The sequence below is a fragment of the Nonomuraea roseoviolacea subsp. carminata genome (assembly GCF_024172185.1).
Taxonomy (GTDB): Bacteria; Actinomycetota; Actinomycetes; order Streptosporangiales; family Streptosporangiaceae; genus Nonomuraea; species Nonomuraea roseoviolacea.
In genome coordinates, this window is the sequence record NZ_JAMZEC010000001.1 from 1,857,528 (window position 1) to 1,872,583 (window position 15,056).

13 protein-coding genes are annotated in these 15,056 nt (G+C 73.6%); 9 read left to right on the forward strand and 4 right to left on the reverse strand.

Going from position 1 to position 15,056, the window contains the following annotated elements:
* The first annotated feature begins 13 nt into the window (after nt 1-13).
* A complete protein-coding gene (locus HD595_RS08410) occupies nt 14-907 on the forward strand; it encodes an arginase family protein (protein WP_253767241.1) in 894 nt (297 codons plus the stop codon).
* Nucleotides 908-954: 47 nt separating this feature from the next.
* On the opposite strand, the gene HD595_RS08415 is transcribed toward HD595_RS08410, so the two are convergent.
* The gene (locus tag HD595_RS08415) at nt 955-2,154 is read right to left on the reverse strand and encodes an ROK family transcriptional regulator (RefSeq protein WP_253767243.1); all 1,200 of its coding nucleotides are present in this window, start codon (nt 2,152-2,154) and stop codon (nt 955-957) included.
* A 79-nt stretch (nt 2,155-2,233) separates the two neighbouring features.
* On the opposite strand from HD595_RS08415, the gene xylA reads away from it, so the two are divergent.
* From xylA to HD595_RS08440, 5 genes are all read left to right on the forward strand, one after another.
* Entirely contained in the window at nt 2,234-3,397 is a 1,164-nt protein-coding gene (gene xylA, locus HD595_RS08420) for a xylose isomerase (RefSeq protein ID WP_253767245.1), read from the forward strand.
* Nucleotides 3,394-4,137, forward strand: coding sequence for a sugar phosphate isomerase/epimerase family protein (locus tag HD595_RS08425; RefSeq protein ID WP_253767247.1), 744 nt, complete (start codon nt 3,394-3,396; stop codon nt 4,135-4,137). Before xylA ends, HD595_RS08425 begins: the two co-directional genes overlap by 4 nt.
* Nucleotides 4,134-5,237, forward strand: a complete 1,104-nt coding sequence (locus HD595_RS08430; protein WP_253767249.1) for a Gfo/Idh/MocA family protein — start codon at nt 4,134-4,136, stop codon at nt 5,235-5,237. Before HD595_RS08425 ends, HD595_RS08430 begins: the two co-directional genes overlap by 4 nt.
* Nucleotides 5,238-5,367: 130 nt before the next feature.
* A complete protein-coding gene (locus HD595_RS08435) occupies nt 5,368-5,670 on the forward strand; it encodes a putative quinol monooxygenase (RefSeq protein ID WP_253767251.1) in 303 nt (100 codons plus the stop codon).
* 46 nt (nt 5,671-5,716) lie between these two features.
* Entirely contained in the window at nt 5,717-6,469 is a 753-nt protein-coding gene (locus HD595_RS08440) for a helix-turn-helix domain-containing protein (protein ID WP_253767253.1), read from the forward strand.
* 27 nt (nt 6,470-6,496) lie between these two features.
* Here HD595_RS08440 and HD595_RS08445 read toward each other — a convergent pair whose 3' ends face one another.
* On the reverse strand, nt 6,497-8,407 hold the full coding sequence (locus tag HD595_RS08445; RefSeq protein ID WP_253767255.1) for a DUF4434 domain-containing protein: 1,911 nt from the start codon (nt 8,405-8,407) through the stop codon (nt 6,497-6,499).
* Nucleotides 8,408-8,936: 529 nt separating this feature from the next.
* Between HD595_RS08445 and HD595_RS08450 the strand changes: the two genes are divergently transcribed.
* Together HD595_RS08450 and HD595_RS45690 are read left to right on the forward strand one after the other, a co-directional pair.
* Nucleotides 8,937-9,821 (forward strand): NAD-dependent epimerase/dehydratase family protein, encoded by an 885-nt coding sequence (locus HD595_RS08450; RefSeq protein WP_253767257.1) that lies wholly within the window; start codon nt 8,937-8,939, stop codon nt 9,819-9,821.
* A gap of 156 nt (nt 9,822-9,977) precedes the next feature.
* A complete protein-coding gene (locus HD595_RS45690) occupies nt 9,978-10,526 on the forward strand; it encodes a hypothetical protein (RefSeq protein ID WP_301309472.1) in 549 nt (182 codons plus the stop codon).
* Nucleotides 10,527-10,567: 41 nt separating this feature from the next.
* Here HD595_RS45690 and HD595_RS08460 read toward each other — a convergent pair whose 3' ends face one another.
* Nucleotides 10,568-12,622, reverse strand: a complete 2,055-nt coding sequence (locus HD595_RS08460) for a family 10 glycosylhydrolase (RefSeq protein WP_253767259.1) — start codon at nt 12,620-12,622, stop codon at nt 10,568-10,570.
* A gap of 229 nt (nt 12,623-12,851) precedes the next feature.
* Here HD595_RS08460 and HD595_RS08465 point away from each other — a divergent pair, with 229 nt between their 5' ends.
* Nucleotides 12,852-14,375, forward strand: a complete 1,524-nt coding sequence (locus tag HD595_RS08465; RefSeq protein WP_253767261.1) for a golvesin C-terminal-like domain-containing protein — start codon at nt 12,852-12,854, stop codon at nt 14,373-14,375.
* Nucleotides 14,376-14,562: 187 nt separating this feature from the next.
* Here the strand turns inward: HD595_RS08465 and HD595_RS08470 are convergent, their stop codons facing one another.
* A complete protein-coding gene (locus tag HD595_RS08470; protein ID WP_253767263.1) occupies nt 14,563-14,880 on the reverse strand; it encodes a hypothetical protein in 318 nt (105 codons plus the stop codon).
* Nucleotides 14,881-15,056 lie beyond the last annotated feature (176 nt).

The window sequence follows — 15,056 nt, forward strand, 5'->3', positions numbered from 1 at the left end:
TACCGTCAGGGGTATGAGCATTATAACCACTGACAGAGTTCTGACCGTCCTCGACGCCCCTTCCAACCTCGGCCTGCGCCCGCCCGCGCCCGACACCGTCCCCGGCTGCTACAAGGCCCCCTGGGCACTGCGTGACACCGGGCTGCTCCAGCGGCTGGGCGCGAGCGACGCCGGAGCCGTCGTGCCGCCCCGGTACGTGGCCACCTGGCAGCCCGGCGACGGCGTGCGCAACGGCCAGGCCATCGCCGCCTACACGCGCCGGCTGGCCGAGCGCATCGCGGGTCTGCGGGGCGAGGGCCGGTTCCCCGTGGTGCTGGGCGGCGACTGCTCGATCGTGCTCGGGGCGGCGCTGGCGCTGCGGCGCGCGGGCCGGTACGGGCTGGCGTACCTCGACGCGCACTCCGACTTCCGCCACCTGGGCAACTCGCCGCACGTCGGCGCGGCGGCCGGCGAGGACCTGGCGCTGGTGACCGGGCGCGGCGACGGCTATCTGACCGACATCGACGGGCTGCGGCCGTACGTGCGCGACGAGGACGTGATCGTGCTCGGGGTGCGGGACGACGATGATCTGCGGGACTTCGCGGACTCCGGCCTCGCGTACGTGCCCGCCGCCGAGGTGGCCGCCCGCGGCGAGGAGGCGGCGGCGGCCGTGCTGGCCAGGGAAGATCTCGACGGGTTCTGGATCCACGTGGACGCCGACGTGCTCGACTCGTCCGTGCTGTCGGCCGTCGACTCGCCCGCCCCCGGCGGCCTGTCCGCCGACGAGCTGGTGGGGCTGCTGCGCGGCCTGCTCCGGCTGCCCGGGGCGGCCGGCTTCCAGGTGACGATCCTCGACCCCGACCTGGACGAGGACGGGTCGCAGGCCGCCCTGCTCGCCGACGTCATCGTCCGGGCTCTGGCGGTTTGACGGGAGAGGCCGAGGCCGGCGGTTTCACGGGAGAGCCCGGGGTGGGCTCAGAGGGCGAGGACGCCCGCCGGGTCGGCGATCACCCGCTGCATCGCCAGCCCCGCCGCCCCCAGCACCGCCGCGTCGGCGCCGATCGCCGACATCGCGACCCGCGGCGGCGTGCGCCGCATCTGCCGCAGCCGCGCCGACAGCACGTCGGACACGGGACGTTCCAGCCAGGGGAACAGCCGCGCGAACACCCCGCCCAGCACGATCGTCCCCGGGTCGAGCAGGTGGACCGCCGAGGTGAGGGCCAGGCCGAGCGCCTCGCCCGCCTGGCCGGCCGCCGTGAGGGCCGCGCGGTCGCCCGCCTCCAGCAGCGACACGAGCCCGTCGATCGAGGCCGAGGCGGCGGGCAGCGCAGCGGCGGCGCCGGGCATGGCCGCGACCCGGCCGCGCATCGGGACCACGGCGCCGAGCAGCGCGTCCTGTCCCGCGTACACCTCCAGGCAGCCGCGGCCGCCGCAGCGGCAGGCGGGACCGTCGGGCACGACGACGACGTGCCCCAGCTCGCCGGCCAGCCCGTACGTGCCGCGGAACAGCGACCCGTCCACCACCAGCCCGGCCCCGATGCCGATCTCGCCGGAGACGTAGAGGAAGTCGGTCTCGCCGGAGCCGAACCACAGCTCGCCGAGCGCCGCCAGGTTGGCCTCGTTGTCGACCTCGCAGGCCAGGTCGTGCAGGCCGAGCTGGCCCGCCACCCCGATGTCGCGCCAGCCGAGGTGGGGCGCGTTGCGCAGCAGGCCGTCCTGGACGGGGCCCGGCACGGCGAGGCCGGCGCCGGTGATGCGCAGCGCGGCGCGCTCGGCGTCGGCGACGGCCTGGCCGGCCAGCTCGCGCAGGTCGGCGAGGATGGCCTCGGGGCGGGAGCCGCGGTTGTCGGCCGGGCGCACGCGGCGCACGCGCACGGTGCGGGTGAGGTCGACGACGCAGGCGGCCAGGTAGTCGACGTTGACCTCCAGGCCGAGCGTGGCGATCCGGTGGCCGCTGACGCTCACGGCGACGCCGGGCCGGCCGCGCTCGCCGTCGCGGACGGCACCGTTCTCGACGACGACGCCGGCGTCGAGCAGGTCGGCGACCAGCTTGGACACGGTGGTCTTGGTCAGCCCGGTCAGCTCGGCCAGGGCGGCCCTCGTGAGGGGGCCCGCCGCGCGGATCTCACCGAGCACGACGGCGAGATTGCGGGCGCGCATGGAATCGTGCCGCACGCCTCTTGACGATGCCACGTCTGCCTCCGAGGATTATGTGCAGATTGTGGACTTAATCGTAGAGCGGCGAGAGGGCACCATGAGCTCGTTCATCCCAACCCCCGACGATCGCTTCACCTTCGGCCTGTGGACGGTCGGCTGGCAGGCTCGTGACCCCTTCGGAGACGCCAGCCGTCCCGCGCTCGACCCCGTGGAGACCGTACACCGCCTGGCGGAGCTCGGCGCCTACGGCGTCACCTTCCACGACGACGACCTGCTCGCCGTGGAGCCCGACCGGGACAAGGCCATCGAGGCGTTCCGCAAGGCGCTGGCAGAGACCGGGATGAAGGTCCCCATGGCCACCACGAACCTCTTCACCCACCCGGTGTTCCGCGACGGCGCGTTCACCAGCAACGACCGCGACGTCCGCCGGCACGCGATCCGCAAGGTCATGCGCAACATCGACCTGGCCGCCTCGCTGGGCGCCCGGACGTATGTGTGCTGGGGCGGGCGCGAGGGCGCCGAGTCCGACGCCGCCAAGGACGTGCGCGCGGCCCTCGCCCGCTACAAGGAGGCCCTCGACCTGCTCAGCCAGTATGTCATCGACCAGGGCTACGAGCTGCGCTTCGCCATCGAGCCCAAGCCGAACGAGCCGCGCGGCGACATCCTGCTGCCGACGATCGGGCACGCGCTCGCGTTCATCAACGAGCTGGAGCACCCGGAGATGGTGGGCCTCAACCCCGAGGTCGGGCACGAGCAGATGGCCGGCCTGAACTTCGTCCACGGCATCGCGCAGGCCCTCTGGCACGGCAAGCTCTTCCACATCGACCTGAACGGCCAGCACGGCCCCAAGTACGACCAGGACCTGGTCTTCGGCCACGGCGACGTCAAGAGTGCGTTCTTCCTGGTGGACCTGCTGGAGCACGGCGGCTACGACGGTCCGCGCCACTTCGACTACAAGCCGCTGCGCACCGAGGACCCCGAGGACGTGTGGGTGTCGGCCGCGGCGAACATGCGCACCTACCTCATCCTGCGCGAGAAGGCGCGCGCCTTCCGCGCCGACCCGGAGGTGAAGCAGGCGCTGGCCGCCTCCCGCGTGGACCAGCTCGCCGTGCCCACCCTGGCGCCCGGCGAGACGCTCGCCGACCTGGCCGCCGAGGAGTTCGACCCGGACGCGGCGGCCGAGCGCGGCTACCACTTCACCCACCTCAACCAGCTCGCGCTGGAGCACCTGCTCGGCGTGCGCGGCGGGGCGGCCTCATGACGAACCCGCTCGCCTTACAGCTCTACACCGTCCGCGACCAGCTCGCCGCCGACCGCGACGGGGTGCTGCGCCGTGTCGCCGGGCTCGGGTACGGCGCCGTGGAGCCGTTCGACCCGACCACCGACCCCGAGGGGTTCCGCCGGGTGGCCGACGACCTGGGACTGGCCGTGCCGATCACGCACGCGTACGCGCTGCTGGACCAGGAGCCGGCGAAGGTGTTCGACGCGATCGCCACGGTCGGCGCGGAGCTGGTGGTCATCCCGGGCGGCGTCCCGCACGAGGAGTTCACCACCCGCGACGGCCTGGCCCGCACCGCCGACCTGCTGAACGGCCTGGCCGGGCATGCCGCCGCCCGCGGCATGCGGATCGGCTACCACAACCACTGGTGGGAGATCGAGCCGCGCTTCGGCGAGCGGCACGCGCTGGAGGAGCTGGCCGGGCTGCTGGCGCCGGAGGTGTTCCTGGAGGTGGACACGTACTGGGCGGCGGTCGGCGGCGCGGACGTGCCCGCGCTGCTGCGCCGCCTCGGCGACCGGGTGCTCGCGCTGCACGTCAAGGACGGGCCCGGCGACAAGGAGTCGCCGCACACGGCGGTCGGCGCGGGCGTCATGCCGGTGCCGGACGTCCTGGCGGCGGCGCCCGGCGCGTGGCGCATCGTGGAGCTGGACCACTGCGCGGGCGACGTGTTCGAGGCCCTCGCGGCCAGCCGCGATCACCTCGACGCGCTGGAGGCGGTGTGAGCGGCGGGCCGGTCGGAGTGGCCGTGGTGGGCGCGGGCGTGATCAGCGGTCAGTACCTGACCAACCTCACGGCCTTCCCCGACGTACGGGTGCTGGGCGTCGCCGACCTCGACGAGGCGCGCGCCGCGCAGGTCGCCGAGCGGCACGGCGTGCCCGTCTCGGGCGGCCTCGACGCGGTGCTGGCGCTGCCGGAGGTGGAGATCGTCGTCAACCTCACCGTGCCGGCCGCGCACGCCGCCGTGGCGCTGGCCTGCTTACGGGCGGGCAAGCACGTCTACGGCGAGAAGCCGCTGGCGCTGGACGCCGAGGAGGCGGCCAAGGTGCTGGCCACGGCCGCCGACCTCGGGCTGCGGGTGGGCAACGCCCCGGACACGTTCCTCGGCGCCGGAATCCAGTCGGCCCTGCGGGCGCTGCGCTCCGGCCTCGTCGGCGAACCGCTGGCGGTCAGGGCGGCCATCCAGAACCTCGGGCCGGAGTCCTGGCACCCGAGCCCCGAGTTCTTCTACCAGCCGGGCGGCGGGCCGCTGTTCGACCTCGGCCCGTACTACCTGACCGCGCTGACCGCCCTGCTCGGCCCGGCCGCGCGGGTGTCGGCGACCACCCGCAGGGCGCGCGCCGAGCGGGTCGTCGGGTCGGGGCCGAAGGCCGGGACGGTGTTCCCGGTGGAGGTGCCGACGCACGTGGAGGCCCTGATCGACTTCACGGGCGGCGCGGGCGGCGCGGCGACGTTCAGCTTCGACTCGCCGCTCGACCGGCGGCTCATCGAGGTCGTCGGCACCGAGGGCGCGCTGTCGCTGCCCGACCCCAACACCTTCGAGGGGCCGCTGCTGGCCCGCGGGCTCCGCGACGCGGACTGGCGGGAGCTGCCGGTGGAGGGCACGGTCGCGGGGCGCGGCATCGGCGTCCTCGACCTCGCCCGCTCGATCCGCGCGGGCGTCCCGCACCGGGCGTCGGGCGAGCTGGCGCTGCACGTCCTGGAGATCATGACGGCCGTCACGGAGTCCGGGGAGCGCGGCGAGTTCCGCCGGGTCCGCTCCGCGCCCGCCGTGCCGGAGCCGCTCCCGCCGGACTGGGACCCCCATGCCGCGACCCTGACCTGACCCCGGGGACGCCGGGAGTGTCCGTTGGAAGCGTGAACGCGTCCGGCTGACGGAAGCCGGCCGGACCGGCTCCGCGCGAGGATCGGGACATCACCCCGCGGCGACCGCCGCCCCGACCCAGGAGATTCTCATGATCATTGCCATGGTCGACTTCGACACCGCCGCCTCCGACCGGGCGGCGGCCCTGGCCCATCTCGACGGCGACAGCGACCTGGTGCGCGCGATGCCGGGCAACCTCTCCTACCGCGTGTACGCCTCACGGGAGGACGAGACCCGGGTGACCGTCACCCACGAGTGGGACGACGAGGAGTCGTTCGACGGCTACCTGAAGTCCGACGTCTTCGCGCGCGCCGGCGCGGTGCTCCGGCCGATGATGACCGGGTCGCCGGTGAGCCGGCGCTTCCGGGCGGAGCCGATGGAGATCGTCGCCTGACCGGCGTCATGGCGGCTCCCTACGATGGGCTCATGCGAGAGCGCGGATGACCCGGAAGGCGTACAGCTTCGTCCGCACGTTCCCGCGGGAGCCCGCCCGCGAGTTCACGATGGACCGCCACTACCTGCTCTGCGCCTCGGCCGGCGCCCTCCGGCTGGAGGCGCGGGGTCAGGCGTGGCTGCTGCCGCCGGCCCGGGCCGCGCTCATCGCGGCGGGCACGACGATACAGGTCAGCGTCCCGCAACCGGCCACGACCGCGTCGGTGCTGTTCGACCCCGGATTCGTCCCGGCCCCGCCGGCGCCGCTGACCGTGTTCGACCTGAGTCCCCTGGCCCGCGCGCTGGTGACCGAGTGCGGCGCCTGGGGCGAGGGCGACGAACCGCTCCCGGCGTACGCCGAGACGCTCTTCACCGCGCTGGCCGCGGTGAGCCGGCGGCTCGCCGAGCAGCCGAGCCCGGTCGTCGTCCCGGCGGGGCGGTCACCCGAACTGCGCCGGGCGCTGCGGCTGACCGAGCAGCGGCTCGGGAGCGACATCAGCTTCGAGGACGTGGCGGCCCAGGTGGGGCTGGCGCCCCGGTCGCTGGCCCGGCGCTTCGAGGACGAGACCGGTATGACGTGGCGGGCGGTGCTGCGCCGGATGCGGGTGCTGCGCGCGATCGAGGAGCTGGCCGCGGGCGACGCGCCGATCACGCAGATCGCGTTCACGGTCGGCTACACCTCGCTGTCGGCGTTCAACGCCGCGTTCCGGCAGCTCACCGCGCGCACGCCCACGGAGTACCGGGCCAGCTTCCGGCCCTGACGCGCGGCGGGCCCGCGCGTCGCGCGCTCACCGGAAGGTGAAGCCCGCGCCGCTGGTCCGGCCCGCGCCGTTCACGGCCGTGACCATGAGCCAGGGCCGGTCGGGGGCGATCCCGGCCGGGTCGAAGGGCGCCCAGACCGTCTCCCGGGCCACCCCGCCCGACCGGCCGTCCCGGCCCCGCCCGCCGTCGCCCGACCGGCCGTCGCGGCCCCGCCCGCCGTCGCCCGGCTGGTCGTCCCGGCCCCGCCCGCCACCTCGACCGCCGACCTCAGGCTCGGGGGTGAGGGTGACCGTCCTCACCACGCCCCCGGCCTCCTGGTAGGTGACCCGCAGCGTGCCGCCCCCGAGGTTGAGCCCCCGCACCTCGACGCCGTCGCGCCCTCCCACCGTCCTGCGCGTCGCGTCCATGACGAGCGGGTCGTCCCACCCGGCGGTGATCGCGTCCGCCAGCGACGGCGCGCCGGGCCGGTCCCGGCAGGTCAGGAACGGGTCCCACCCGTACGCGATGATCTTCGTGGCGTACCGGCCGACGGCCATGACCTGCCGGTCCACCCGGCTCTTGGTGGCGCGCCCGCGCAGCGGCAGCGGGTCGCTCCTACCGCACTCGCCCGCGACCGGGGTGGGCTCGAAGACCTCGACGTTCACCCACAGCTCGGCGCCGGGCCCGGCGCGGCGCGCGGCGGCCGCCACGTAGTCGGCGGTCGAGCCGAAGTACGCCTGCTCGTACGGCCCCGCCCCCGCCACGGGGACGAGCCGGGCGTCCACCGGGTCGCCCTCCTGGCCCGCCCCGTACACCGGCACCTTGCCGACGCCCCGCCCGTCCTGGACGGCGATGGCCATGGGCAGGCCGGCGCGCGTGGCCGCGATGTCGGCGAAGCCCTCACCCACCGCGCCCGGCGGGAAGCCCCGCGACCGGCGCGCGTCCCAGTACGGGCTCACCACGATCGTCCGGCCCGGCAGCACGGCGGCGGCCACCGCGTGCTGCGCCCGGTAGAGCGCCAGCACCGGGTCACGCGGGCCGCGGCCGCGCATGGCCAGCTCGAACGACTGATACACCCCCGCCAGCGCCGGTGACGCGCCGAACCGCTCCCGGTAGCCGGTCAGCACCCGCTCGGTGAAGGCGTTCAGCGCGCCGGTGGCGGCGGCGTCGGGCTGCCACGGCTTGGCCGGGTCCTGCGGCGCGGCGGGCAGCCCCGGGTACACCCGCATCCCGTACGCGGCGGCCTCCTCCAGCAGGTTGCCGACGCCGTCGCCGTCCGCCGCGACGAGCACCAGGTCGTACGGACCGGACCGGCAGGACGGCCCGAGCAGCAGCCGGTAGTAGACGAGCCCGCCGCTCGCGATCCGCCGGTCGAGCCCGGGGCAGCGCAGGGCGCCCGGGCCGAGGCTCTCGCTGGTCACGTACGTGAAGACCCGGCGGATCTCCTGGCCGCGGGCGGCGTCGCGGGCGGCCAGGTAGCACGGCCGCCCCTGCTCGACGCACCCGGCGAACACGGGGTCGAGCCGGGTGCGTCGAGCAGGGGCGGCCCGCGCTCCGGGGGAAGGGCTCCTCGCCGCGTCCGCCTCGCCGGCTTCGTCGGCGACCGGCGTCCGTCCCGCGTCGCCTCGCTCGGCGGCGAGCACGCGTCCCCCGGCGTCCACGCGGGCGGCGGCGAAGCGGGGGCCGAACGTGATGATCGTGTCGCCGCCGACCGCGTGGACGGCCTGCACCGTGCGCCGCGTGTCGCACCGGTCGGGGCGCGGCTCCATCCAGTAACCGCTGATCGCGTACGGGGACGTCACGCGGGTGTCGCGGGGCGGGCAGCCGGGAGCGCCGGTCCTGGGCGCGGCGCCGAGCCCCCACATCAGGCCGGCCGCCGCCACCAGCGCCACGGCCGCGCAGACCCCCACCGCCTGCAGGACGAACCGAGTCCGGTGCCGCTCCGCCAGCACTGCCACCCCGCATCCCGCGCCCCTCCGCGTCGCCCGCCGCGCCGAGGTCGCCCCTCACTTTACGGGGCTCCCGGAATTGTCGGCGGGCTCTGCCACGATCGCGATCACCTCGGCTTCCGAGATCACCTCACCCCCCAAGGAGAGTCATGCGAGCGAACGACGCCGCCTGGCCGACGGTGCGCGACCTCATCGCGGCCGGCGACGTGGCCGCACTGGTGGAGACCGTCAAGGCGCTGGACGAGCCGGCCCGGCGGGAGGTGGCGCGCGAGCTGCCCGGTCACATCGCCGAGGTCCGGCGGATCGTATGGGACGAGGTGGCCGCCCACGACGCGCGGGCGGCATCCGGAGCTGGCGGCGTTCGCGGCGCGCAAGGGGACGGCCCGCGCCCTGCGCCTGGCCCGCGACCTGGACTCCTATCTCACCCGCGACCACGACGCCCACCTCGCCCGCCCGTAGCGCTCCCCTGTCGCGGGCGCGGCGTCCTTCCTAGGCTGGGCCTGCCCCGAGCCCGCCCAGCCCCCTCAAGGAGTGGACCATGCGCGTCATCGTCACCGGCGCCCGCGGAAAGGTCGGGCGCGCGGCCGTCCGCGCGCTCATGGAGTCCGGCCACGAGGTGACGGCCGTGGACCTCGACCGGCCCGTCTTCGAGCGGCCCGCGCCCGGCGAGCCCCGTTACGTGCAGGCCGACCTGACCGACGCCGGCCAGGCGTTCGCCGCGATCCGCGAGGCGGAGGCGGTCGTGCACGCCGCCGCCATCCCGGCCCCCACCTCCAACGCGCCGCACGTCGTCTTCCAGAACAACCTCATGGCCACCTTCAACGCCCTGGAGGCGGCGATCCGGTCCGGGGCGACGCGCTTCGTCAACATCTCCAGCGAGACCGTGCCCGGCTACTTCTTCTGCGAGCGCCCGTTCCTGCCGGACTACGCGCCCGTGGACGAGGACCACCCGATCCGGCCGCAGGACCCGTACGCGCTGTCCAAGCACTTCGGCGAGCAGCTCATGGACGCGGCGGTGCGCCGCTCCGACATCCGGTGCGTCTCGCTGCGGCCGAGCTGGGTGCAGCACGAGGGCAACTACGAGCGCAACCTGGGCCCGCAGGTCCGCGAGCCCGGGGAGCCCGGCGCCGGGCTGTGGAGCTACACCGACGTGTACGACCTGGCGGACGCCATCGTGCTGGCCGTGGAGTCCGGCCTGCCCGGCCACGAGGTGTTCTACATCGCCGCGCCGGACAACGCGGGCGGCCACGACTTCGCCGCGATGCTGCGCCGCGCCCACGGCGACGCCGTCGAGCTGCGGGAGCTGTCGCGCCCGGACTCCTCGGGCCTGTCCTCCGCCAAGGCCATGCGCCTGCTCGGCTACCGGCCGAAGCGGTCGTGGCGCGACTACCTCGACGAGGACGGCCGCGCCAGGTCCAAGTAACCGCACGTTCCGCGTAAGACGACCGGGACGCTCCCCCTCCACCGCTGCTTCCATGTCGGCATGTGACCCGAGCCGCCAGGAAGCGAAAGGAGGGACTTGCGCACGACCGCACCAGGGGGCCCATCCACGCACATCAACACACGGGAGAAATCACCCATGTCTCGTACCATCTGGGGGAAGGCGCTGCTCGCGGGGGCGGCCCTGACGGGATCGGCCCTCCTCCTCGGCGCCCCGGCGCATGCCCACAGCTCCCCGGCCTCCGACGCGCGGGCCGCCCTCGCACCGGTCGTCGTGTCGAGGACGGGTTCGACGATCGCGGTGCGGGCCGGCGCCGAGGCCAACGGCCTCGACATCAACGGCAGCGCCGGCGCGTCCATCACCGTCACCGACACGCTCGCCCAGGTCACGGCGGGCGCCGGCTGCCAGCAGCTCGGCGCGCTCGTCCGCTGCTCGACCGTGGGGGTCACCCGCCTCAGCGTCACCGCCTCCCTGGGCGACGACGCGGTGCGCAACAACACCAACATCCCGAGCGCGCTCAGCGGCGGCCCCGGCCGTGACCGCGTCTTCGGCGGCTCGGCGGCCGACACGCTGAGCGGCGGCACCGGCGACGACATCCTCAGTGGCGGCGCCGGGGTCGACCACGTCAACGGCGGCGACGGCGTGGACACCTGCACCGCCGAGACCGAGGTCAACTGCGAGCTGTAGACCTCACTCACGGCCCGCCCCCGGGGGGCGGGCCGTGAGCGTCAGAGCTTGGTGATGCGCACCGCGTCGGCGATGACGTAGCCGGTGGTGGAGGTCCAGCGGCTGACGCCGACCACGTTGTACGTGCCCGCGTTCAGCGTGTACGTGCCCAGCGTGCGCCACGCGCCGCCGCCCGTGCGCTGGTCCACGGCGACCGTCTGGGTGCCGGTGCTCGTGGCCACGAGGTACGGGGTCGCGCTGTTGTATCCCGCGTTCGAGGGGTACCAGATCTCGACCTTGTAGCTGCCCGCGCTCGGGATCGCCGCCTTGAACCAGGCCGGGTCGCTGGCGGAGACCGGGTCGGCGAAGCGGTAGTCGGTGCCGTGGAGCTGCGAGGAGTACGTGGAGGTGCCCCACGACGAGCTCGCCGTGAAGCCGGCGTCCGCGTTGTCCACCGTCACGCTGAACGACGTGCCGCTGCCCGCCACGGCCTTGCCGGCGCTGGGGTCGCTCTCCTGGTGGGTGCGGTTGAGCGCCGTCACGTAGTAGGTGTAGGCGGCCGTGGCCGAGGCCGTGGCGTCGGTGAAGGTGGTCCTGCGGGTGGTGGTCAGCAGGTTGCGGGCGTCGGCGAAGGCGCAGGGGTCGGCGGTCGCGGGCGAGCCGTCCACCCGGTAGACCGCGTACGCGGTGCCGGAGCCCTGCCAGGTGAGCGCGACGCCGCCCGAGCCGCGCGTGGCCGCGCCGATCGTCGGCGCCGCGGGCGCCGCGGCCGTGCCGCGGGCGGGCAGCAGCGCCGGCTTGGTGTAGTGGGTGGAGACGACCTTGGTGAAGCTGCCGATCCGGTCGGCCTTGACGTCCTTGGCGGAGAAGTAGACGTCGCCGAGCACCTCGGGCCTGGTGCGGTTGTAGGTGAGGTGGTCGCTCAGCTCGGCGGGGTCCTGCCAGGCGGCGTCCTGGCCGGAGGCGCCGGCCCGGTAGGCGGCCTGCCCGATGACGAGCTGGACGCCCGTCCCGCGCACCACATCGGACCACCAGGCGGTCAGCACCTTGTAGTCGGCCGCGGCGTTGCCGATGTGCCAGTAGATCTGCGGCGCCAGGTAGTCGACCCAGCCCTGTTTCACCCACTGCCGGCTGTCGGCGTAGATGGCGTCGTACGACTGGAGGCCGGAGGTGGCCGAGCCGAGCGGGTCGGTCGAGGAGTTGCGCCAGATGCCGAACGGGCTGATGCCGAATGTCACCCACGGCTTGGCGGCGTGGATGCGCTGGTCCATCTCGCGGACGAGCTTGTCGACGTTGTCGCGCCGCCAGTCGGCGATGCTGGGGAACCCGCCGCCGTACTCGGCGTAGGTGGCCGAGTCGGGGATCGTCTGGCCGCTGACCGGATACGGGTAGAAGTAGTCGTCCAGGTGGACGCCGTCGAGGTCGTAGCGGGTGACGGCGTCCATGATGGCGTCCTCGATGAAGGCGCGCACGGCGGGGATGCCGGGGTTGTAGTAGAGCTTGCCGCCGTAGGCGAAGCGCCAGCCCGGGTTCTGGCGGGCCGGGTGGGTGGAGACGAGCTTGGTCGGGTCGTCGTGGTTGGCGACCCGGTACGGGTTGAACCAGGCGTGGAACTCAAGGTTGCGGGCGTGGGCCTCGCCGACCATGAACGCGAGCGGGTCGTAGCCGGGGTCCTTGCCCTGGGTGCCGGTCAGCCACTGCGACCACGGCTCGTACGGGGAGGGCCAGAACGCGTCGGCCGTGGGCCGTACCTGCACGACGACGGCGTTCATCCGCTTCTGCACGGCGAGGTCGAGCCAGGCGCGGAACTCGGACTGCTGGGCCGAGACGCTGAGGCCGGGGGCGCTGGGCCAGTCGATGTTGGCCACCGAGGAGACCCACATGGCCCGGAGCTGGCGCTTCGGCTTGGCGGGGTCCGTGGTGCAGGCGGCGGTGACGGCGGCGGAGCCCTGCGCGGCGGCGGGCGCGGCCGGGGCGAGCAGCGTGGCGGCGGCGGCGACGAGCGCGGCCACGGCGGCGCGCAACGCGCGGGGCGAGCGGGAGGAGCGGGGGGTGGGTAAGGCGCGGGGGGCGAACGCGGCGAGCCGGCTTGACAGGCTCCCGTGGTGCGTGGTCACGAAGAGAAGTTTCAGCGACCGTTACTCGGAGCGCAATAGTCTTCACAGAACCGAGGGGGCCCAACTTCACAGCGACCTTACGCCGACAAGTGTCTCAAGACCCCTCAAAACCCGACAATCCCATCGCGCGGGCGAAAAGTTTCTTCTAACTCCCCAGTAATGTCAATTATCGACATCTGTCATGGAATGCGCCTACTGTGCGACCGTCACCCCCAACGAGGAGCTCCCCATGACATTCGCCCGCACGCGATTAGTCGCTCTCGTCACCTCAGCCCTCCTCACCGGTCTCGCCGTCGGCGCCACTCCCGCCCAGGCCGCCCGCGAGACCCCCCTCCAGGCCGCCTTCGCCAAGGCCGCCGCCCAGAACGACGTCCCCCGCGACCTGCTCGTCGCCCTCGCCTACGCCGAGACCCACCTCGACGGCCACCAGGGTCAGCCCAGCGCCAGCGGCGGCTACGGCGTCATGCACCTGGTCAGCAACCCCGCCAACCACTCCCTGGAGAAGGCCGCCGAGCTGACGAAGCTCCCGGTCGAGAAGCTGCGCGCCGACGACACGGCCAACATCGCGGGCGGCGCCGCCGTCCTGCGCTCCCTCGCCGACGAGCAGGGGCTCGACGAGGCCGCCCGCAAGGACTCCGGCCGCTGGTACCAGGCCGTCGCCAAGTACGGCAACGCCTCCTCACCCGAGCTGGCCCGACTGTACGCCGACTCCGTCTACGAGCTGCTCGGCCTCGGCGTCCAGGCCAAGGGCGTGACGGTCAAGCCGCAGGAGGTCACCGCCGACCGCGGCGACCTGGCGAACGCCCGCGACCTCAGCGCCAAGGCCGAGAGCTCCCCCGGCCTGCTGGCCGCCGCCGACTACCCCAACGCGACCTGGGTCGCCGCCAGCTCCAGCAACTACACGGTCTCCAGCCGTGAGTCGTCGTACAACATCGACCGCGTGGTCATCCACGTCACCCAGGGCTCGTACGCCGGCACCATCTCCTGGTTCCAGAACCCCAGCGCCAAGGTCTCCGCCCACTACGTGGTCAAGTCCTCCAACGGCGCCATCACCCAGATGGTGCGGGACAAGGACATCGCCTGGCACGCGGGCAACTGGGACTACAACACCCGTTCCATCGGCATCGAGCACGAGGGCTACGTCAGCGAGGCCTCGTGGTTCACCGACGCGATGTACCGGGGTTCGGCCGCGCTGACCCGCTGGATCTGCGACAAGTACGGCATCCCGAAGGACCGCACCCACATCATCGGCCACGTCGAGGTGCCCGGCGCCGACCACACCGACCCCGGTCCGTACTGGAACTGGACCACGTACATGAACTACGTGACCGGCGGCGGCACGCCGACGTGGAGCGCCACGGTCGACAACTCCACCTCCGGCCAGTTCACCGCCAGCGCCAACTGGGGCACCTCCGCGTACTCCGCCCAGCGCTACGGCGCCGACTACCGCTTCGCCGACCCGGTGTCCTCCAGCGACGTCGCCTGGTACCAGGCGAACATCCCGAGCGCGGGCACCTACAAGGTCGAGGTCTGGTATCCGGCCGACGCCGGGTACAACAGCTCGGCGCCGTACATCGTGGCGACGTCGAGCGGCAACCAGACCGTGTACGTCGACCAGCGCTCGGGCGGCGGCGCCTGGCGCAGCCTCGGCACGTTCTCCCTCAACGCCGGCACCGCCAACGTGGTCGGCGTGAGCCGGTGGACGGGCGGCACCGGCTACGTCATCGCGGACGCCGTCCGCATCAGCAAGTGACCCCGTAACCCCCCAGCCCCCGTGCGGTCCGCGCCGCGGCGTCCGGCGCGGACCGCCCGGCGCGGATCGCACGGGCCGGGAACGGCCTAGTACTCCAGCTGTAGATCGTGATCTTGCTGGCCCGGCAGCAGGTCTCGGGCCGAACTGATCCCTGTCTCGACTGGTCCGGTCCGATGCGCTTGCTGTCTCAGCTGGACTGGTCGGGGGAGGGGTAGCCGACGCTGTCCGTGTAAACGCGGCCCTGTTCACACAGGGCGTCGATCTCGAGGTTCTCTTCCTCGCTCAGTTGCGCATCCAGCGCGACACCGATGACGCGCCGGGCACGGGACAACCGCCGGGCGACATCCCAGTCGGCGATGAATTTGCCGACGGTGTACTCGTCGGCCGCTCCGAATGCCTGGCGGGATCGGAGCCGGTCGAGGGACACCACGAACTCGTCCAGGTCCAGGAGGACTGTAACGATCTCGCTGAGGGGTATGCGGATCTCTCGGGAGGACATGTCCATCGGCCGACTCAACTCCAGAACTGGTGCTTCGGCCCCGACCGTGATCCTGCTCGTCAGGGCCGGTCCGGGACCGGGTGCGGCCACCGGTGATCATCGGTGTGTGAAGACAGAAGATCAGACGGTGGCCGCAGGTCACAGCATAGATCCTGCCCGGTGGCAGGAGACGTTCGAGGTCC

Excerpts from the sequence above, each read along its gene's own strand:
- HD595_RS08410 (WP_253767241.1), top strand. The coding sequence starts at position 14 with ATGAGCATTATAACCACTGACAGAGTTCTGACCGTCCTCGACGCCCCT.
- xylA (WP_253767245.1), top strand. The coding sequence starts at position 2,234 with ATGAGCTCGTTCATCCCAACCCCCGACGATCGCTTCACCTTCGGCCTG.
- HD595_RS08425 (WP_253767247.1), top strand. The coding sequence starts at position 3,394 with ATGACGAACCCGCTCGCCTTACAGCTCTACACCGTCCGCGACCAGCTC.
- HD595_RS08435 (WP_253767251.1), top strand. The coding sequence starts at position 5,368 with ATGATCATTGCCATGGTCGACTTCGACACCGCCGCCTCCGACCGGGCG.
- HD595_RS08440 (WP_253767253.1), top strand. The coding sequence starts at position 5,717 with ATGACCCGGAAGGCGTACAGCTTCGTCCGCACGTTCCCGCGGGAGCCC.
- HD595_RS08450 (WP_253767257.1), top strand. The coding sequence starts at position 8,937 with ATGCGCGTCATCGTCACCGGCGCCCGCGGAAAGGTCGGGCGCGCGGCC.
- HD595_RS45690 (WP_301309472.1), top strand. The coding sequence starts at position 9,978 with ATGTCTCGTACCATCTGGGGGAAGGCGCTGCTCGCGGGGGCGGCCCTG.
- HD595_RS08465 (WP_253767261.1), top strand. The coding sequence starts at position 12,852 with ATGACATTCGCCCGCACGCGATTAGTCGCTCTCGTCACCTCAGCCCTC.
- HD595_RS08470 (WP_253767263.1), bottom strand. The coding sequence starts at position 14,880 with ATGGACATGTCCTCCCGAGAGATCCGCATACCCCTCAGCGAGATCGTT.